We start from the raw sequence: 19,167 nt of genomic DNA, 5'->3' as shown, positions 1-19,167 counted from the left end.
ATGGACAACATATAAAAATCTATTATCTTCGCCCCGTAAGAACCTATATTATTCAGCCGTTTAACCCGTTTTTTCAAAACAAGTAAAAACATAAACTATGTTTGTTTTCGCACGTTTAAGCCTCGTTTGCGCTTTGACCATGTCATTTGCTGTAGCCTCAAATGCACAATTAAAGTTAAATACTAAAACGCTGGGAGCCGGCGCCAAGGCGGTGAAAGCTGTTACACTCACCGATGACGATGTCATTAAGTATACCAAAGAGTATATTCAGTGGATGGACGCACACAACCCGGTAGCCCCTGCAGATGATGCCATGGCACAGCGTTTGAAAAGACTCACCGACAAGGCAACTAATTACGAAGGACTGAACCTGAACTTCAAAGTGTACCTGGTAAGAGATATCAATGCTTTTGCCTGTGCAGATGGTAGTGTACGTGTTTGCGCCGGATTGCTGCAAACCATGACAGATGATGAAGTAATGGGCGTTATCGGCCATGAAATCGGTCATGTGAAGAACAAAGACTCCAAAGACGCATTTAAAACTGCGTTACTGACTTCCGCACTGAAAGACGGCGCCTCTTCACAAGGTGGCACCGCCGGTACATTAAGCGATTCACAACTGGGAGAACTGGGTGAAGCAGTAGCGAATTCCGCCTACTCCCGTAACCAGGAAAGCCAGGCAGATAACTATGGTTATGAATTCCTGAAAGCAGCAAAGCTCAATCCATGGGGCATGTCTACCGCTTTCGAAAAATTATGGAAAGCTTCTCAGGAAGACAGCGGTGATAAAAAGAAGAAATCTCAACTGTTTTCTTCTCATCCTGACACGGAAAAGAGAATGAATACAATGGGGGAGAAAGCAAAGAAAGACGGATATGAAAAGCCGGTAGTGGCAGCGAAATAATTTTTTAAAATAAGAGTTCCCGGTTGTCCTGCAAAAGATAACCGGGATTTTTTTTGCCGTTACTTATGTGCCGTTTTGTTTTTTATTAGTATTTTCCCTGGCAGTGAACATGATAAATACTTTCTGCAATTTTTAAGGCCTGCATGGCCATTTATTTTTTTATGAGACATTTAAAATCGCACTTGCTGCTCTTCGCATGTTTTCTTGGGCTGTCAACTAAAGGAATGGCGAAAGATATACGCTTATCTGTGCTGCAACTAAATATCTGGCAGGAAGGTACCATGGTGCCAGGCGGTTACCAGGGGATTGTAGACGAAATTGCTACCATAGATCCGGACTTTGTGACCTTAAGTGAAGTCAGGAATTATAAGGACACTCGTTTGTGTGACCGGCTACTGGCCTCTCTCGCGGAGAAAGGTAAAARGTATTATTCCTTTTTCAGCCAGGGTTCGGGCCTGCTGAGCCGTTATCCTATCACCGACAGTGCCGTGATATTCAGTGAAAACGGAGAGATCTGCAAGCTGATCGCAAATGTGCATGGCCGGGAAGTAGCGGTGTATTCTGCTCACCTCGACTATCTGAACTATGCGGTGTACCTGCCTCGCGGATATGATGGCGTTACCTGGAAAAAGATGGCGGCACCCTGCACTAACCTGGATACCATCATGGCATCCAACCTGGCGTCTAAAAGAGACGAAGGCATCGCTGCATTTATACAGGCAGCAGATCAGGATATCCGGGCAAAAAGACTGGTATTCCTGGGCGGAGATTTCAACGAAGCCAGCCACCTCGACTGGACGGCATCTACCAAAGACCTGTTCGATCATCATGGAATGATTGTACCATGGACCTGTTCCGTGATGCTGCAGGGCAAAGGATATAAAGACAGCTACCGCGTCAGGTATCCATTCCCCGAAAAAAATCCCGGATTTACCTTTCCGGCAGATAATAAAGCAGTAGAAGTGAAAAAACTAGCCTGGGCGCCGGATGCCGATGAAAGAGAAAGGATAGATTATATATACTTCTACCCGGACAAAAAACTGCAACTGCTGAAAAGTATTGTGGTAGGACCTTCTGGCAGTATTGTAAGAAATCAGCGGGAAGAAGAAAAGGGGCAGGATAAATTTTTATTTCCTTCCGGTACCTGGCCAACAGACCATAAAGGGGTCCTCAGCATATTTAACATGGGCTTATAATGCTTAATTAAAATATTCCATCCTATTTTTGTTAAAGTGCAGCCAACCGCTGCACTTTGACTTTTTAATACGGAGACATGGAAATACGGGATCAAAAAATTATCGCAGCAATAGAAGCCATCTGGCAGGAATCAGAAGTGTTGTTTGAAAAAAACGACCTCGCCAGGTATGCACAAAAACTGGAAGAGGCCTGGGACCTGTTGCCCTCCCCCAAAACCAGTTATGATGATAGCTTCCATCTTGCTTTAAGCATCGCGGAAACCTACCTCGAATTAAAAGATTTTCCGGCTATGCTCAGATGGGCTAAAACCTTGCAACAGTGTGATCTGGAGCGTGCTGACGATGGTGACCGGGAATTTATGCTGGGCAAGGCCTTTTATGAAAACGGGTCCATGACGGAAGCAGAGCAGTATCTGAACATTGCCATGCAAAAATCCGGTGGCCGCGTATTTGAAGGCGCTGATGAAAAATACCTGCACGTATTCCAGGGCCTGGCCTCCGTAGTGGAAGAATCGCTTCCGGATGAAGTGTATGAGAAAATAGAAACATTATCGGAAGAGGGCAATGTACTCGCCGATGAAGAGAACTACGATGCTGCACTGGCAAAGTTCACGGAAGCATTGCAGTTGCTGCCTGAGCCCAAACACGAATGGGWAGCCAGTACCTGGCTCAATGCCAGCATTGGTGATATGTTATTTTTTAAAGCCGATTACTCCGCTGCCGCCAATAGCTTTTTTGATGCGTTAAACGGCCCCGATGCACAAGCTGTAGGTTTTGTGCAATTGCGTTTGGGAGAATGCCTGTATGAACTGAAACAGGAGGAACAAGCCCTGGAACATCTGCTGCGGGCTTATATGCTGGAAGGGGCAGAGATTTTTACAGAAGAAGATCCCCGGTACCTCGACTTTTTAAAAGCACGGGTAGAATTATAAGTTTACCCATTTATTTCAAAAAATACAGATGAAAACGATTATCCCATTTCTTTGTTTGTTGGCGATATGGTCATGTAATGGCGGCTCCAAAAACAACACCCTTACCGATAGTACGCTGGTGAAACCCGATAGTACAGTAGCTGCTGCTCCGGTTGCATTAAAAGACACTGCTGCTGCGGCTTTTATCAGCCACTTTAGAAAAGGAGAGATCCTGACAAAAGGGAAGGTGTATTCAGATACCCTTACTTATATTGGTTTCAACGACTTTGGCGATGATGCACTATTTAGTTGTGTGAAAGGTAAGGACACCATATCCCTGATCTTTAACAGTGGCGTACAGGACCCTGCACTCAACAATGGCGACCGGATTATATTGCAGTGGAAAATGGAGGTATATGAACCTGCCGGAGACCCTGAGTTTCCTTACCCTAAAGAATATGTAGTGGATTATCATTTATTACAGCCGGGGAAAGTAACGCTGCTGAAGAAGACCAATATTTTGCTGCAGGGGCATTATGACGACAAAGAAATAAGCCCTGAAGGACAAATTGAAATAGAAGCTGCAGTATGGTATTATGTCGCCAATACAACAGATACGGCTATACGTAACGTAGTGGATGTGGAGCGACAGGCATTGCAATATACCATTGAAAAATATGAAGGAGAAGGGGATCCGGGAATCAGTCATGTTATCTTTAAAACTGCCAGCCAGCCGGTGTTGAAACGGGTGCGCTTTGATGCAGGGATGCCGTATTCACTTTCTGAATAAATCTAGTGAGGGGAGTCGTTTCAGGCATCTTCTTCTGAAATGTCTCCCCGTTCTGCAAATTCATTGATTAGCCGCAGGTGATCTCCCAGGGAGTAAACGGCATCAATCAAAGGTGCATATTTCAGGCTGAAATTTCTGAGTTGCAGTTTGTTAGCAGCTTCTTTCTCTGCCGGGCTGAATACGCCTGCTTCTTCAAACAGAAATCCATCTCCCTGTATGCTGCTGCAGGAGACACAATGATTAAGCCAGTAGGGACTTTCTGTAGACGGAGACGAGGCCGGTTTGTAATGAGGGTAGTTATCCTGAAGGAAAGTCCGCAGGTTGCCGGATACAGCGGAAATCTGTTGAAATACGGTAAAGAAGTCCTGTGCCAGCCATACCGGCTCATCCCGGTCATTGATATCTTTCTCATAGAAATAATTCCCGGCAATGGCTATAATGCGATTTTGCTGCTGACATTTCCAGCAGGGCCTGTCCGCATGTACAATGGTAATTTCAGTCGGCAGGATAATAGCCGGATTTTTTTCCGGAATCCACTGGTCTACTTCCATGAGCCGATCGTATTGATCTTCCGGTAAAAACCAGGCCTGGGCGACTTGATCCCATTGGGCGCCCTTTGATATAGCATTCTCTTTTTCCGCTAAGGGAACATTCAGTAGTAATGACATAATGCAGGGTATGACTAAAGGACTCTCTTCCCTGAATTTAAGAAAAAATCGGGGGATTCTGATATGCGGAAGCAAGTCTTTAGAATTTCATCATATAGCAGTGCTGTAGTGATGTGGAAATCAGGGGCTGGGCTTTTTTTTGTGTTTCAGTAGCCATATACCGGCAGACACCAGCAGTAGTAATAGCAGCCAATACCAGTAATGCGGGGAGGCATACAAAACAACCGCCTGCGTATTGCCCTGGAAACTCAGTGCCGCCCAGTAATAGGGGAGTTTGTGGATATCTGATACCCCGGCATCCTGCAGCCAGTTGAGTTTGGCCTGTTGCAGCGCTACGGCGGCATTGCTTTGTTTCGACAGCTGTGTATAAAACTGCTGCATTAATAAAGGTGCGGTGGCATCATTTACATTCCAGGAAGCCGCTACTACTGCCGGGGTTCCTCCGGCCATGAATGCGTGCGCCATACTTTGTATACCTTCTCCGGTTACCAGACGTCCATCACCGGTTTTGCAGGCACTCAGCACTACCATTGCCGGATGCTGCTGCAGGCCATTCAGTTCAAATAAATAAAACGGTGCATCATACAGCATAATATGCGGTGCATCGGCGCTGTCTTTTTTAATAAACGCATGCGTGCTGATATGTACCACTGCCGACTGCATCAATGCTTGCCGGAACTCCCCGCTGCTGGCCTGTTCATTTACATACCAGTTGCCGTTGGTGATAGCGGGCATCATGCCTTCTTTTTCTTTTTTCACTCCTTCCAGGTCCGATAATCCGGCTTGTTGCTGCGAAACAAAGAAGCCGCTGAAACCCTGCCGGTTGGCAGGTACCTGCATCTGCAGCCGCCAGGTACGTAATGAATAGGCGTATGAAATGGTGGCTAGCTTCACCAGGAATGGCCATTTACCAATGGCCGGTTTGTAAGTGGCATCAGTTACCAGTGCCTCCATGGGCAATGTACTCAGTACGCCGTCTGGCATCAGCAGATAAGTATTGTGTGGCTGCAAAGGATGACGCGCAAATAGCAGCGTATAGAGGCCATAGGCAGCGTTGTAATAGGCTTTAGGGTTGTTGAGCATAGCCTGTGGTCCTGCTTCGAAATATAGCTGCTTAAAATGCGCAATAGCATCTCTGTCAATGGCGTTGCTGTCTACATAGCGGATACCATTCCGGTCCAGTTCTACTGTATACAAAGTATGGCTGCCGGTGAAAAATGTGCGGATCAGTTGTGCCGGCGCCAGCAAGCGCAGAATGCTGTCTGTCGGCAATACATCTGTTTCAGCGCCGGGAGCAGGGCGGATTTTTTTGCGTAGCGTGGCCAGGTCCCAGGCTACCCGTTGTTCCCGCACTTGTAGTAAACTATCATTACGACCGGATTGCAACGCTTCTTTACGGTAATACAACTGTGCCTGTTCCAGCAACCGTATACGTTTATGTATAGAGTCGTTGCCGGTGTAATGGGTTTGCTGTTGCATTTCCTCCCACAACAGTTGTGATTTGCTGTTTTCCATAAACTGCAGCATCGCCTGTTGATACTGCTTGTCGTGGGTAGTTTGCCAGCAGTGCCACGCCAGAGAAATAGCCGTTTCATAACGATAACGGCTATCTGAAATAGCTGTTTCTTTGGCAGAAGAGGAAATATATTGATGCCGTAATTCTCTTTCGGCGGCAAAGCATAAACGATATAAGGAGAGTGCTGTTGCAGACTCCTGCAGCGATTGACAGGCAGTAGCTGCAGTGAACAGGAGATCGAGCAGGGTGTATTCCCCATAAATATCCCTGTTGTTCAAATGGTGTATATTCTTTCCCGGTAGTAGAATGTTGGCGCAGCTATCCAGCCATGCCAGGGCTTGCCGGGGTTGTTGCAGCGAGAGCTGTAGTTTACCCATCCGTAAAAACAACCGGGCTTGTTCCCGCCTGCGTAGTACGCGTTTGCTTTCCGGCATAGCGGCCGCCTGTTGGTAGTATTGTGCAGCAATGGTGGGTGTGGAGAGATAAATATCGCCTGCCTGCTGATAGGCCATAAACAGCCAGTGCGCTGCTTCCTGGTTGGTGACAGGTTGTTGCCGGAGTATGGCAATGCTTTGTTGTATGCTTTGTTTGGCAGCGGCGTATTGTTGCAGTTGCTGGCAGGCATCGGCTTGTTCGGATAGTAGTAGCCCGTAGGTTGCACTGCGTTTATCTGCCAGCAGGGCGCCTTCCCGGCAGTATATGAGCGATTGCTGCAGCTGTCCCATATTGGCTGCGGTATTAGCCAGGTTGCTGTAAGTGGCTGCTATGGCTTGCTTATCTTCCAGCTCACGGGCAAATTCCAGTGCCATGCGATGAATGAATAACGCCTGCTCATAGTCACCCAGCCTTGTATAATTATTGCCTAAAGGCTTAAGAATATATTCCAGTACCAGGCTGGGATCTGTGATGGCAGTATGTTGCCGTCCCCATTCAAATGCCTGTTGATAGGCATCTGTAGAAGAAATAATATCCCCGCTTTGGAGTAAAGTATATCCCTGGTTAATGAGGAGATCCTGCCAGGCCTGTATTTCATCGGTACTGGCAGGCGCGCGCCAGGCACTTCCCTGCGCCTGTTTGAGTTGTAAGGCTTTGGCAGAGGGAGAAGCAGCAGGATATTGAATCTGTGCATAGATCCAGGCCGTTAGCTGATTACTATCCCTGTATTTTTTGAAGACGGTGCTATCCGGGTCCTGCCAACAGATAAAAAGCCCTGCTACTGCCAGTAACAGCAGCCTGTTCTTGATCAGGGCAATATATGATCCGACTTCAGCCATTTATAATAGCTGAAGATAGGATTAATTATAGTTTGTAGATGGCGTAAAGAAAGAAACGATCCCTGGTATCACCACTCAGTTGGTGCAGGTAACGGAATCCTATAGCCGGACCACTTTTTATTTTCCCTACCTGTATGTCTGCGAATGGTGCGGCATTCAGGCTGGCAAACCATTGCGTATCATCTTTTATGGTTTTGCTCACCGTGTTAGCGATGACGGTTGGTTGTTGCGCGGTGGTCAGGTATACTTTCGATTCGGTGGTAGTAGTGGAAGCGATATTTATCTGTGCCAGTGCACCTACGCCCACGCCTACCCAGTTATTGATGTTGTAACGGAAGTGCAGGGGCACCAGCTGCATCGATTGACGGGAGGTGGTAATGAGTTGATTTCTGCCGCCGATTAAATACACCTGCCCGTTGATGGTCGTGTCGCGTTTGTCGCGCACAATGGTTGTTTCTGACGATGTTTTTTCCAGTATCCCGGCATAGGCTTCCACCTGGAAGTAAGGCCGGTCGGGGGCAAAAGGTGCTAATACGGCGCCGAGCCGCAAGGGGCCTTTTAGCGTATAATCTCCACTGTTCGGTGAAAACGTATAGCCGGCTACGATACCCGGTGAAAAGCCTTTGATGAATCTTGCAGTAGCACGATTGGTATAAATAGGTTCGTTTTTGTCAAATATAATGGCAGCGCGGCTGCTGAAAGGAATCTTCCTGGGCTTCTTCTTAAATAAAATGCTATACCGCACAAATCCTTTGGTAGAATCTTCATCTGTTACACCTTCCTGTTGCAATCCGGGTAGGTAGATATTGCGGAATACAAAGTAGATGCTGTCTTTGGTGCGTACTGTGTCAATGCAGCTTTGCAGCTGATAGGCAGAGTCGCAGGCAATACAGGCAGGACTGATTTCTTTTAACTGTATTGTTTGTGTGTTTAGTTGCCGGGGGACTGCAATGCCGATGGCGACTCTCTTAGCAGGACCGGGGCCGGTATTCTGAAATTGAATTTTATAGGTGAGTTCTTTTTTCTTACCCATAAAACGATAGTTAATGCGGTGTTTTTTCAGTTGCAGCCGGTTGGGATCATGAGAGGCTACCACGGCCATTTCCAGCTCATATACTTCCGGCGCCATCAATGCGTTGTCGGGCACCAGCATGGCTGTCATAGTAACAGTAGCATTGGTATCCTGTATCATTTCCGGCAGGGTATGCATATTGAGAAACAGGAATTGTTCGTCTGTTTTATTGGTATTGCTGTAGTGTAATACGTGATGACTACTGTAAGTACTTTGCATGGACTGCAACAATGCTTTGGTAGCGGCATTGCTGGTAATTGCTGCTGGCGCTGCGTAAGGGCCATGGGCGAAAGCCATGTCCGGACTTTGTTCCGGTGTTTCCAGCTTTGTCAACAGGCTGGATAAAGAGCTGCTGTCTTCTCCATGATAGCTTCTTTTTTCAGTGAGATCAAACCCGGAATGGCCAAACTGCTTCTCATTGTAAAATAACAGAAGGGTGCCGCTGCCGGCGTCTCCAGCTACATTTCTATAACCAATCAGGGCCATGAAATCTTCTCCCGGCTTGGGATTGCGGTTGATCTTCATTTCTATATTGCCGGCGCCATGAAAAAAATGAGATGCCCAGGCACTGTTCTTCACCGGCTTTTTAATTTTAATGGGCCGGGGTTTGGTAGGCGGGGCCTTACCATCGTCATAGTTGTTAGTAGCGTATAGTCGTACCTGGTAGGTACCGGTATCTTTATAATGCAGTTCCGGTGTTTTACTGAAACTAAAAGATCCATCTCCCAGTTCCCAGAAGTAGGTGTAAAAGGAGGTGGGCGCGCCAGCTATCTGCCTCAGTGGGCGCAGCTTTGCTATCAGTTGCAGACTGTCGTCTGCTCCCTGTACCACAATTTCTGCAGGTACAGTATCCTGCGGAAAAGCAGGAGAGGAAGGCATTTGCGCCATACAGATGCTACTAAAAAAAAGGAACAGTGTCAGGACAGGGGCAGCGTGTTGCATATAACATAAATATAAATAAATATTATATAAAATGAACAATAAGTCAACCGGGTTGATTGACTTATTGCTTTTCAGTTTGGAGTAATTGTAAACGGATAACAGGCCGTTACTTGGAATTCATGCTGGTGATCAGTGTGAGCAGCGTAGCAGCATCAACTGGTTGTAGGTTAAAGCTTACGGTCGTATAGTTGTCACCTGCGGCAGGTGTGCCGATGGTAGTCGTTTTTTGTTCAGCGTATAACTGTCCGCCTATAGCACTGATAGCTAGGAAAGTACCTTCTATTCCTACAGGGATCGAAGTCTGGTAGCTGTGGAATCCTTCCTTGCCTGCTGGCGGCGTCATAATTACGTTATAGAATTTCACCAGGGTATTGAAGTTCTTAGGTTTGAAGAACAGCATGCTGGGTTGTTCTCCACCGTAGCTGGCACTGGTTTCTGCATTAAAGTAATTGGTGAAATAAGCCATCACAGTAGTTTTTGGGTTAGGCATAGATGCCAGTCCATCGCAGTTCACCCACCGGATGAGGCTATCGAGACGAAAGTCCATGGTACCGTTAGCCGAATTAAACAAGGCATAGCTGCTCTGTACCTGGTTCCAGAGTACACCTTTGGAAACGGATTGTTGTTTGGTAATACTTACAGGTTGATTAATGTAATTGAAACCGTTTTGAGTGAAGGTAACAGTGGTATCTCCGCTCCACATTGGTACTTCTTTCATACCATTAGGGCCTCCTACATTGTCACGTGGTTTGGCGGGCACCTGTACCCGGATGCCTTTCCCGGTGTCATTCTTCGGTCGCAGGGAAAGGTCCTGATTGTTCTGCACTGCTTTTACAAAAAACTCCCCATAAGACACCAGTATCTTTCCATCCGCTGTCACTGTAGGCTTGTCCGACAAGATCATATCGCTCACATCTCTCATCTCCTTGATACTGATATCTACAGCACCGGTTACAGCCGCTCCGGTAGCGGTAATAAAAACATTCGCAGGAATCGTAAATTTTGTGCCCTTGGTGGTGGTGATCATACCACCGGCAGCAGCATCTATATTAAAATGTTCAAATTTAGGGGCATGAGTGCTGAGTAGTTCTGACAGCATTTTTCCGTCCAGTCCTTTATCAGGTGCCACTTCCTGGCTATTATTCTTTTTGCAGGAAGAAATGGTTATGGCGGTGGCTACTAAGCAGGTAATTGTTTTTAAGGAAATAGTTTTCATAAAAGTATTTTTTGTTGAGTAATGTTTTCGCTTGTTTGATAGTAGATCAACACCTCTTTTATTTTGTTACCCCCTTTTGAGAATAATTTTTTAGAAAGATGTATTTTTAGTCATGGCATGTTCCTATCAACCAATGCAAATCAATCCCAGATGAGTACTCACCCCGATCAGCGATACCTTGATGGCCTGCTAAGGAACGATACCCGGCTGGTACAGGAGATATATGAGCGCTTCGCCGGAAAGATTAAACACCATATCCTGCAGCATCAGGGTACGGAAGATGATGCGGCAGATATTTTCCAGGAGTCTATTATAGATGTATATAACCAGGCAAAATATAAGCAGCTGCAGCTCACCTGTCCCTTTGAGCCGTTCTTTTTACTGATCTGTAAAAGGAAATGGCTGAATGAAATAAAAAAAAGAGGCCGTCAGCCGGTAACAAAAAGACTGGATGATTTATATGAAGTAGGGGAAGATGTATTTGCTGCTGCGGAGCAGGTGTTGAAAGAAGAGGCGCAGGCAGGTATGTTTCTGACTCAGTTTGAAAGGCTGGGAGAGAAGTGCCGGGAAATACTCCGGCAATCGCTTACCGGCGAGGCCCAGGAAAAAATTGCGGAAGCAATGGGCGTCACTTATGGCTATCTCCGGAAAAAGAAATCCGAGTGCATGGCTACGTTGTTATCATATATTCAGGCTCAGAAAATTTAGTGTATGGCTGCTTATAATAATGAAGATATTATCCGTTACGAAGATGGGGACATGCTGCCGGAAGAACGGTTGCAGTTTGAGGCCGCGTTGCAGGAAGATGCTGCACTGGCAGCCGCACTGGCACAATACCGGGAGGTAACAGCCACACTGTCTGACCGTTTGCATCCGGATACCAGCCGGGAAGCACTGAAAGCTACTTTAGAGCAACAGCGGCAAGCACATTTCAGCCGTAAGGTAAAAGTGATCAGTATCAGAAAATACCTCACCGCTATAGGCGCTGCCGCAGCTATACTGGCCGGCGTATTGCTGTTCCGCTTTTATTCACATGATACCAACTATATGGAAACATATGGCAACATTGAAATGCAGGTAGCCGCGGAACGGGGAAATAATGCGGACAGCCTGTTACAGTCTGCCGCCCTTTATTTTAACGAGAAGGCATACACAAAAGTGATTCCTTTGCTGGATACTTATCTCAAAACCGACAGCAGCAGCCAGATGGCACTCTATTATAGGGGAGTGGCTGCCACCCATACCGGTGAAACCGCCGGAGGACTGGCAGACCTTAAAAAAGTATATGAAGGGGAATCTGTTTTTAAATACGATGCGGCATTTTACATAGCGCTTTATTACGCACAGCAGCAAAACAAAAAGGAAGCATTGTCCTGGCTGAAATTAATCCCTGCTGATGCCGCCGCCGCAGCTAAAGCCGCCGCATTGGAAAAAGACCTGAAATAAGCTTAGTATTTGTCATCATTGATTTCCAGCCAGTAGCCATCGGGGTCACGCAGGTAGATCTGCTTTACGCCATCTACCCTTTTGGTCACCGCACCTGCTTTACCAGGCCAGTCTTCAAAATCGATGTTATGCTGTTTCAGCACTTCCAGGAAATCTTTCATAGAAGGAACACTGAAACACAGGTGGGTGTTTTTATCATGCGTAGTGGCCTGCGCTGCCCCTGAAATAACATGCACCTGGGCATGTTCGCCTACCTTAAACCAGCTATGTCTGCCATCTTTAAATGGCTCAGGCATAGATTCCAGCCCAATAATATCGCGGTAGAAAGTAGTGCTGCGTTCGAGGTTTACCACGTACAACGCCATATGATTTAATGACGGATACTTCTTCGTTTGTCCATTCATGTTAGTGGAAATGCCGATGAGTGCCAGGAGCAAAAGGCATCCGGATAATAAGAATTGTTTCATAAGAACAAGATAATCACCCGGATTGATAAGTGCAACTAGTTGGCTGCCTTAAACGCCACAGATTCAATAATAACGTCCAGTTTTTTCAGTGCAGGGGTATCAGAACGGATCGTTTTATCGCCCGTTACCTGGTCATATTGTTTGGGATCGCCGGTATTATTGGCTTTCAGCACAATGATTACCCCTTTACCTTCCAGGGCGCCACCATTCCAACTGGATACCATGCCGCCGTTGGTCCACTCAAAAGCGTTGAGTTTAAATGGACGGCCGTTCACTTTGATGAGTTTATCCAGGGGATCGCCGGCTTTGATGCCGTAGGGCGATTTCCATTTGGAAGGATAGTGGGAAAAGGTGAGGATATTGCCGTTTTCTCCATCAAACTGTACTTCCAGCTCATTATCTGTATCCGGGTAGATCAGGTAAGCTTCCCCTTCTTTATCGCCAGCCAGGTTTATAGCGTCATGTTGTGTAACATTGCTGGCACCGTACATTTCCAGCAGTTGTTCCGGGGTGCGTACCTGGAACAGGGGACGTACTTCCCAGTTACGTGTATCCGTAGCCGGGGCCGTGGCAGCAACGGGAGCGGTGCTGCCATCTGTGGTGGCAGCGGTGTTTTCCTGGGCACTGGTACTGGTATTAGCCGGTGCGGTAGCTGCGGCCTGGTTGGCGGCGGCTACTTCTGCAATGGTAGCAGGAGGCTTTTTACCGGTAACAGGGCCGGTATAGGTAGTCAGAAAATCTTTTTTATCGTCCAGCAGGGCCTTCACCTCGCCTTTAAATTTATTGGCGGTATATGTTGCAATAGGAAATACGCTATTGGTTTGCAGGTCCAGGCTACGCAGGTTGGCAATAAATCGCTGCCTGTTGCAATCACTGTACTGATACAGGTATTTCAGGGCGGCGTCCAGGGCTACCTGGTCTTTCTTCAGGTCAAAAACGGTAGAATCTATATCCAAACCGGCATTACCACTACGGGTGAGCTGTTCTGCAATATAGCCTGAGATAGAGTCATGGGGCAGTTGGTAGTGCGCAGCCACCCTGTTGGAGAAATCGTCTATCACCGATTGACTGAGTTTCGCTTGTGCGTTCAGTAATACCGGAACGAAGAGGGCAACCAATATGAAAAACCTTTTCATGTGAGCTGTATTGATCATCTTTAAAACTAATAACAACGTTAACTGGTTTCAGATCACTAATTTATGTAATCTTATCAACACCGTTACTATAACTGCCCAATTATGGCGGTAATTAGTAAAACGTATGGATACTGAAATATAGTATTTTTAAAGGCAGCCTGCTGCAAAGAAATGAATTTATGGTTGAGGTGGCAGACTGTCGCGGGTTTTGAGAAACGCCTGGTATTGCTTTTTTATTTCCAGGTAAATATCATAATCCGAGGCGGTTTTTAAAAACGAATATTCGGGCGTATACCGTTGCATGAAAAGTTGAAGACTGTCACCATCCAGTTGCGTCACCTTATTTACAAGGGATGGCGTATAAACGCTGTTTACATACATTTCCTGTTCCTTGTTGAGCAACATATGCCGGAAGGTGATCTTCTTCTTATTCTTTTTATACTGTGTTACCTTATACAGGTTGTTGATATTTACACTCAGCCCCTGGTAGACCTCATACCATTTGGGGCGCCTGAAATTAAGCGCCTTCCCATATTCTTCCCGGAAAGCCAGGGAATCTTTGAAAAAATTATATTGGATGATATGTACGGTTTTCAGTTGCACCGGTGGTGTAACCGTGGTGTCTTTAGCCTTGTTTTGCGCAAAGCTGCGGGTTGCTGTAAAGCATAAGAGAAGTAGCCATATCGTGAATGCGGGCTTCATGAGCGGATTAAAATACTTTTTTCTGTTTAAATGAAAAGTTAAATAAACATATCTTAGAGGGGTATAATGTATCCCAAATGAAGCGACGTTCATATTTTATGAAAAGTGTTTTGCTGGCCTTGTTGTTGGTGTTTTTTGTTTCATGTGACAAAAGTAAACAACAAAAGTTTACTGTGGCAGATGTTCCGGACCCCAAAAAAACGGGAGGTGGCTATGTCAGTAATCCCGATCATTTGATTTCTGATCAGGCAGTAAGTGAGTTGAATACAAAAATAGCTGCGCTGGATAATACCGGCAAAGTGCAGGTGGCGGTAGTGGTCCTGCATAGCATCGGCGAAAACGAGTCCCGCGATTTTGTACATAAACTGTTTAATTACTGGAAAATAGGGGATAAGGAGAAGAATAACGGATTGCTGATCCTGATGGTAGAAGATGCGCGTAAGCTGGAATTTGAAACAGGTACCGGCATTGAGGCAGATATGCCTGATATCATCTGTTTCCGTATCCAACAGGAATATATGATTCCCCGTATCAAGGAACATAACTATGATGGGGCCTTTACCGATGGGCTCTTGTCGGTAGCCTCGCTGTTTAATAATGGCAACTACGCATACAATCAGTTACCGGATATGCCGGCATCAGATCCTTCCCTGATGGCTGCTGATAGCACCGCGGTGGCCATAAATATTTCACCGGATAATCCGGTACCAATGGCGGCGCCCGCGATGGACTCCGCTACACCTGTAGATGCAACAACGGATAACCCACCCTTAGATAACAACGTGGTGTATGCCGACCCTCAACAGTTTGCAGATACTTCCTCTTCGGGGAACTCTTATTCTTACACGGGTGATTTCTCTTTCATTGGCCTGATTTTCTGGATCATTGCGTCAGCGTTGATGGTGCGGGTTTTCTTCGGCAAAAAAAATAAGAAAGCAGGGACTACCGATCCTGAGCCGGTGCCTGTTTCAGCTTACCCGAATGAATTTCTGCATCCAGGCTGGATGGGGCAGGTGTTATTGCATCTGGCAGCCTTTAGCTGTATTTATTATATCGCCCATCAGCGGCATACAGATGTAGGATTTATAAAAACATTTGTAATATACTATGTGACATGGGTAGTGTTTATGCATTTGGCTGTGCTGATCATCATGATGCGTTCAGGGATGCTGCTGACAGGAAAAGACCGGCATGAAAAATGGCTTCGCCTGGAGATATTATTGCGGGATTTTGGTCGTGCGCGTTATGTCTTTCCCCTTCCTTATCTCTGGTTATACCTGGCGTTATTAAAGAAACGCCTGGATCATCTGAGAAATGATCCTTATGATTGTCATCACTGTCTGAAGCCAATGCATAAGCTTGATGAGGCGGCAGATAATAAATTCCTGGACAAGAAGCAGGTGATAGAAGAAGAACTGGACTCCGTGGATTATGATGTATGGGGTTGTGATACCTGCGATAATAAAATAATTCTGAACTACACGAATATGCGTACGCAGATGGCGCAATGTCCTTCCTGTGCACATATGACGTATAAAAACGGTGGAATGATTACGCAGCGTGCTGCTACTTATTCTTCAGCAGGTTGGGGTGTCACCAAATATGCTTGTATGGCCTGTGGATTTAAGCATGAGTATCGGTTTACCATCGCCAAATTAGTGGAATCATCGTCTTCCTCGTCTTCTTCGAGTAGTTTTTCAAGTTCTTCCTCGTCTTCTTCTTCGGATTGGGGAGGCGGTTCTTCCGGAGGTGGAGGCGCCAGTAGCAGTTGGTAGGTAGTACCTTTAATAAGCGCCGAAACGGGCTTGTTTGACGGGAAAATTGCCACAAAAAAAGAGCCGGTTAAAAACCGGCTCCCTGTTAATCTGAATAACTATTTTCTTTAATTATCGGCATTCATTTTACCCACCACTTTATAACCTGCTATGGTGTTATCACTGTTTAAAACAGATTGATAATACATGCCGTCTGGTGATAAAAAGAGCTGCTGACCGTTGATATTCACGGTGCGGCAATTATCCGGCAACTGTGTAATCATATTGTCTGTGTCGTTGCCGGGATCATTGTTTGGGGCGTTGTTCCCCTGGTTTCCCTGGTCGTCCGTAATCGTCACTGTTTTGTCGCCTATTTTACCGTTCTTTCCAACTACTATATAACGTCTGCCGTTATCTGTCATCGTTTCCTGGTAATAGGTGCCATTTAATTCGTAATAGGTGTTTCTATCTACTGTTATTTCCTGTGCACCTTCCGGTAAGTTAGGAACTGCAGCACCCAAAGGTGCTTCTACTACTTTGTAGCCTCTACTGTTGCCGGTAGATTCATAATAGGCACCTCCGTAATAGTACATTGGACCAAAGGAGGCTCCTAGTGAGAAGTAACCGAAAGGCAGAGATGAAACGTATATGCCTAAAGGAGGATAAAATGGGTTATAGTAAGGTCTGTACCTGTAATAAGGGCGTCCGTAGTAACCATAGCCATGGCCGTAGTAGCCGGGACGGTACCCACCACGATAATAGCCTCTGTTAACAGGTGGCGCTACTCTTGGTGAAGATATATGCTGTGGCGTAGATATTCGTCCTCCGCCATTTCCTCCGAAATGACTACCGCTGACGCGGCCGCCGCCACCAAAGTGACCGCCACCTCCACCACCGTGTCTCTGTGCGTAAGCGCTGCTAACTGTAAATGTGCCCAGGAGGCCAATCAGCACAAACAGTATATAAAATCTGTTTTTCATTTTTGTAACATTAAGTTGTACTCGTCTTATCAATTCCGCTATTTTTCAACTATTTATTAGACGGTAAAAGGACTTGAAAGTTTAACGGAACAACTATAATATGCAAAAATGCGGCCGGTTTCCCGGGAGGATAAATTTACTGGGTACTGGTGCTGTTAATGGCTGCCATAAAGCGATTGGCGAGTTGCCCGATTTCTGCTGATTTAGCCACCTGGCCGACCCACTGCGGAGAAATATTATTTATTCCGTAATGTAATCCTGCCGCGGCACCCGCCACTGCGCCGGTAGTATCTGTATCGCCGCCCAGGTTTACCGCGCGGAGTACGCAGGTGGCGTAGTCATTGGTATTCAACAGACACCAGAGTGAACTTTCCAGGGTATGTAGTACGTAGCCGGAACTATGGATCTGTTGTTCCCGGACTTCCGCTATATTTTGCAGTAAAACCCTTTCATAGTGTTTTACTTCTGCAGGATTAAATGACTGTGTATTCAGATAAGCATTGACCGCCCTTTGCATCTGGAGGTAGGACTCCTGCAAATGGCCGGTTGACAATAACGTACGCAGGAATTCTACGTAAATAAAACAGGCCAGTACGGAACGTAAATGCTGGTGAGTGATACCGGCAATTTCTTTCACCGTCTGGTAGCGGAGATGGATATCATTTTCTTTTGTGAGGAAAAAGGCGACCGGCATCATACGCATTAACGCGCCGTTACCATTTTCAAACTCTTCGAAACCTCCACTGATCAGCGGGGAGGTGCCGGTAGCCACTCTTTGCAGGGCCCGGCGGGTAGTATGCCCGATGTCGAATACTTCATTGTGTGCGCCCCAGTAACCTTCCTGCGTCCAACGCACAAATGTTTGCGACATAGCGGCAATATCATATCCGGTAATAAGACTTTCTGCCGTGCAGAAAGTAAGAGAGGAATCGTCTGAAAAAGTCCCAGCAGGTTGGTTCCAGCACCCGTAGCCGGTAAGGGTGTCTATGGGGTTTTCTGAAAGATAGCTACGCGTTTTGAATTCTACCGGTACGCCCAGCGCATCGCCGATAGCAATACCATAAAAGGCCCCTGTTATTTGTTGTTGCATGGGATAGGTAACTAACGTTAAAGTCTGTATGAAATTGTCTGATTCAATATACGGTTGATTTATCAATTTTGATAAACAGACTATGTTTTTCATACAATAATTTTTTTGATTTTCGCGTGTTCATTTTCATTCAGTGCTTCTCAAGTTTGTTCATTCTTGTTCATTATGATAATGGCGATAAACGTGTTTTTCGTAAATAACTGTTCCCTACCTTTGCATTATAACGATCACTGATCGTTGAAAGATTACACCGAAATCCGTTTTTTAATCTGTCTGAGCCTTTGTAAATAACTTTTCCGTAACAGTTAACCCTGGATACATAAGAGAAAGGTTAACCAGACATTATCACGCAATGAAGTTACTTACTACTCATTGATAGTGTCCATTTGTTAACAACGAAACTTAACCCACATGCAATCTTTTTTGTTCAACCGGCAGTTTCAAACCTGCACATTTCTCGGGCATTATCACCACCAGCTTTTTCTTTTTGTGCTGAATTAGATACGCAGTAACTGTGTAATAGCGGCAAGGCTTTGTGATCRCCTGTTTTCCAGGTAAGGGAGTGAGTAACTGCATTGTTTCAGCCACGGCTCTGTGATAAAACTGTCATGTATTATCCGCTGTACTGCCGGTAAGGGAAGAGGTATGCCATCAAACGAATTAAATATGAGGCAGCGCCTTCGTACACAGTTTGTTATCTACAGTTAAACTTTTACAGCTATTCACTAATGGGGTGATAGTACATACAGAAAAAGGGGACTGTTTATCCAGACAGTCCGGTTTTCATTGATAAATGAGATGAATTATTAGTTGACGTCTTTGCGACACTTGCATAACGGGACCACTTATTCAGGTAGTCCCCCCTTATTGCTGTCATCAACAAAAAAAGAATATGCAAAAAATATTGGAGTGCAACATACACGATGGAAGCTTTATACACTGGACTGTTTTTCTAGACGGTCCCACATTATCAACATCATCAATATGCAGGTGCATACAGGCATATTGTTCAAATATAAAGTAGTAAACGCCATATGTTAACCCTCACAGTATAAATAATGCAAGATCATTTATGCTGCGATTGATTCGGAAATCAGGGACTG

The 19,167-nt window shown here is 45.8% G+C and carries 16 protein-coding genes; 7 read left to right on the top strand and 9 right to left on the bottom strand.

Features of this window, described 5'->3' with window-relative positions; genetic code table 11:
* Positions 1–97: 97 nt before the first annotated feature.
* From AC1DP6_RS11210 to AC1DP6_RS11195, 4 genes are all read left to right on the top strand, one after another.
* Complete coding sequence (locus AC1DP6_RS11210) at positions 98–904, top strand: M48 family metallopeptidase (RefSeq protein WP_477054872.1); 807 nt, start codon at positions 98–100, stop codon at positions 902–904.
* A 224-nt stretch (positions 905–1,128) separates the two neighbouring features.
* Entirely contained in the window at positions 1,129–2,100 is a 972-nt protein-coding gene (locus tag AC1DP6_RS11205) for an endonuclease/exonuclease/phosphatase family protein (RefSeq protein ID WP_477054871.1), read from the top strand.
* A 77-nt stretch (positions 2,101–2,177) separates the two neighbouring features.
* Positions 2,178–3,032: a tetratricopeptide repeat protein gene (locus tag AC1DP6_RS11200; protein ID WP_477054870.1), complete on the top strand. Its 855-nt coding sequence runs from the start codon at positions 2,178–2,180 to the stop codon at positions 3,030–3,032.
* A gap of 28 nt (positions 3,033–3,060) precedes the next feature.
* Positions 3,061–3,801 carry a hypothetical protein gene (locus AC1DP6_RS11195; protein WP_477054869.1) on the top strand — a complete coding sequence of 247 codons (741 nt, stop codon included), beginning with the start codon at positions 3,061–3,063 and terminating at the stop codon, positions 3,799–3,801.
* 20 nt (positions 3,802–3,821) lie between these two features.
* Here the strand turns inward: AC1DP6_RS11195 and AC1DP6_RS11190 are convergent, their stop codons facing one another.
* The 4 genes from AC1DP6_RS11190 to AC1DP6_RS11175 form a co-directional block, all read right to left on the bottom strand.
* Positions 3,822–4,469 carry a DUF5710 domain-containing protein gene (locus tag AC1DP6_RS11190; RefSeq protein WP_477054868.1) on the bottom strand — a complete coding sequence of 216 codons (648 nt, stop codon included), beginning with the start codon at positions 4,467–4,469 and terminating at the stop codon, positions 3,822–3,824.
* 120 nt (positions 4,470–4,589) lie between these two features.
* Positions 4,590–7,259: a CHAT domain-containing protein gene (locus tag AC1DP6_RS11185; protein WP_477054867.1), complete on the bottom strand. Its 2,670-nt coding sequence runs from the start codon at positions 7,257–7,259 to the stop codon at positions 4,590–4,592.
* A 25-nt stretch (positions 7,260–7,284) separates the two neighbouring features.
* Positions 7,285–9,273, bottom strand: a complete 1,989-nt coding sequence (locus AC1DP6_RS11180) for a PKD domain-containing protein (RefSeq protein WP_477054866.1) — start codon at positions 9,271–9,273, stop codon at positions 7,285–7,287.
* Between the two features lie 106 nt (positions 9,274–9,379).
* Positions 9,380–10,489, bottom strand: a complete 1,110-nt coding sequence (locus AC1DP6_RS11175; protein WP_477054865.1) for a hypothetical protein — start codon at positions 10,487–10,489, stop codon at positions 9,380–9,382.
* A 150-nt stretch (positions 10,490–10,639) separates the two neighbouring features.
* Here AC1DP6_RS11175 and AC1DP6_RS11170 point away from each other — a divergent pair, with 150 nt between their 5' ends.
* Together AC1DP6_RS11170 and AC1DP6_RS11165 are read left to right on the top strand one after the other, a co-directional pair.
* Positions 10,640–11,197, top strand: coding sequence for an RNA polymerase sigma factor (locus AC1DP6_RS11170; RefSeq protein WP_477021313.1), 558 nt, complete (start codon positions 10,640–10,642; stop codon positions 11,195–11,197).
* A 3-nt stretch (positions 11,198–11,200) separates the two neighbouring features.
* Positions 11,201–11,935: a tetratricopeptide repeat protein gene (locus AC1DP6_RS11165; protein WP_477054864.1), complete on the top strand. Its 735-nt coding sequence runs from the start codon at positions 11,201–11,203 to the stop codon at positions 11,933–11,935.
* 2 nt (positions 11,936–11,937) lie between these two features.
* Here the strand turns inward: AC1DP6_RS11165 and AC1DP6_RS11160 are convergent, their stop codons facing one another.
* The 3 genes from AC1DP6_RS11160 to AC1DP6_RS11150 all read right to left on the bottom strand — a co-directional run bounded on the left by AC1DP6_RS11160 (position 11,938) and on the right by AC1DP6_RS11150 (position 14,240).
* A complete protein-coding gene (locus AC1DP6_RS11160) occupies positions 11,938–12,402 on the bottom strand; it encodes a VOC family protein (protein ID WP_477054863.1) in 465 nt (154 codons plus the stop codon).
* Positions 12,403–12,437: 35 nt separating this feature from the next.
* Positions 12,438–13,538, bottom strand: coding sequence for a hypothetical protein (locus AC1DP6_RS11155; protein ID WP_477054862.1), 1,101 nt, complete (start codon positions 13,536–13,538; stop codon positions 12,438–12,440).
* A 177-nt stretch (positions 13,539–13,715) separates the two neighbouring features.
* On the bottom strand, positions 13,716–14,240 hold the full coding sequence (locus tag AC1DP6_RS11150) for a hypothetical protein (protein ID WP_477054861.1): 525 nt from the start codon (positions 14,238–14,240) through the stop codon (positions 13,716–13,718).
* 77 nt (positions 14,241–14,317) lie between these two features.
* Here AC1DP6_RS11150 and AC1DP6_RS11145 point away from each other — a divergent pair, with 77 nt between their 5' ends.
* A complete protein-coding gene (locus AC1DP6_RS11145; RefSeq protein WP_477054860.1) occupies positions 14,318–16,015 on the top strand; it encodes a TPM domain-containing protein in 1,698 nt (565 codons plus the stop codon).
* Positions 16,016–16,122: 107 nt separating this feature from the next.
* Here AC1DP6_RS11145 and AC1DP6_RS11140 read toward each other — a convergent pair whose 3' ends face one another.
* Both AC1DP6_RS11140 and AC1DP6_RS11135 read right to left on the bottom strand, forming a co-directional pair.
* Positions 16,123–16,974 (bottom strand): DUF6515 family protein, encoded by an 852-nt coding sequence (locus tag AC1DP6_RS11140; protein WP_477054859.1) that lies wholly within the window; start codon positions 16,972–16,974, stop codon positions 16,123–16,125.
* 136 nt (positions 16,975–17,110) lie between these two features.
* Positions 17,111–18,064 carry an ADP-ribosylglycohydrolase family protein gene (locus AC1DP6_RS11135; protein ID WP_477054858.1) on the bottom strand — a complete coding sequence of 318 codons (954 nt, stop codon included), beginning with the start codon at positions 18,062–18,064 and terminating at the stop codon, positions 17,111–17,113.
* Positions 18,065–19,167 lie beyond the last annotated feature (1,103 nt).

The organism is Chitinophaga sp. 01L420 (assembly GCF_056399985.1).
The sequence above is the reverse complement of the archived record's forward strand: the minus strand, read 5'-3'. Positions and strand labels throughout refer to the sequence as shown.

Coding starts and splice junctions, on each gene's coding strand:
- AC1DP6_RS11185 (WP_477054867.1), bottom strand. CDS start 7,259: ATGGCTGAAGTCGGATCATATATTGCCCTGATCAAGAACAGGCTGCTG.
- AC1DP6_RS11160 (WP_477054863.1), bottom strand. CDS start 12,402: ATGAAACAATTCTTATTATCCGGATGCCTTTTGCTCCTGGCACTCATC.
- AC1DP6_RS11165 (WP_477054864.1), top strand. CDS start 11,201: ATGGCTGCTTATAATAATGAAGATATTATCCGTTACGAAGATGGGGAC.
- AC1DP6_RS11180 (WP_477054866.1), bottom strand. CDS start 9,273: ATGCAACACGCTGCCCCTGTCCTGACACTGTTCCTTTTTTTTAGTAGC.
- AC1DP6_RS11195 (WP_477054869.1), top strand. CDS start 3,061: ATGAAAACGATTATCCCATTTCTTTGTTTGTTGGCGATATGGTCATGT.
- AC1DP6_RS11135 (WP_477054858.1), bottom strand. CDS start 18,064: ATGCAACAACAAATAACAGGGGCCTTTTATGGTATTGCTATCGGCGAT.
- AC1DP6_RS11170 (WP_477021313.1), top strand. CDS start 10,640: ATGAGTACTCACCCCGATCAGCGATACCTTGATGGCCTGCTAAGGAAC.
- AC1DP6_RS11190 (WP_477054868.1), bottom strand. CDS start 4,469: ATGTCATTACTACTGAATGTTCCCTTAGCGGAAAAAGAGAATGCTATA.
- AC1DP6_RS11150 (WP_477054861.1), bottom strand. CDS start 14,240: ATGAAGCCCGCATTCACGATATGGCTACTTCTCTTATGCTTTACAGCA.
- AC1DP6_RS11210 (WP_477054872.1), top strand. CDS start 98: ATGTTTGTTTTCGCACGTTTAAGCCTCGTTTGCGCTTTGACCATGTCA.
- AC1DP6_RS11155 (WP_477054862.1), bottom strand. CDS start 13,538: ATGAAAAGGTTTTTCATATTGGTTGCCCTCTTCGTTCCGGTATTACTG.
- AC1DP6_RS11145 (WP_477054860.1), top strand. CDS start 14,318: ATGAAGCGACGTTCATATTTTATGAAAAGTGTTTTGCTGGCCTTGTTG.
- AC1DP6_RS11140 (WP_477054859.1), bottom strand. CDS start 16,974: ATGAAAAACAGATTTTATATACTGTTTGTGCTGATTGGCCTCCTGGGC.
- AC1DP6_RS11175 (WP_477054865.1), bottom strand. CDS start 10,489: ATGAAAACTATTTCCTTAAAAACAATTACCTGCTTAGTAGCCACCGCC.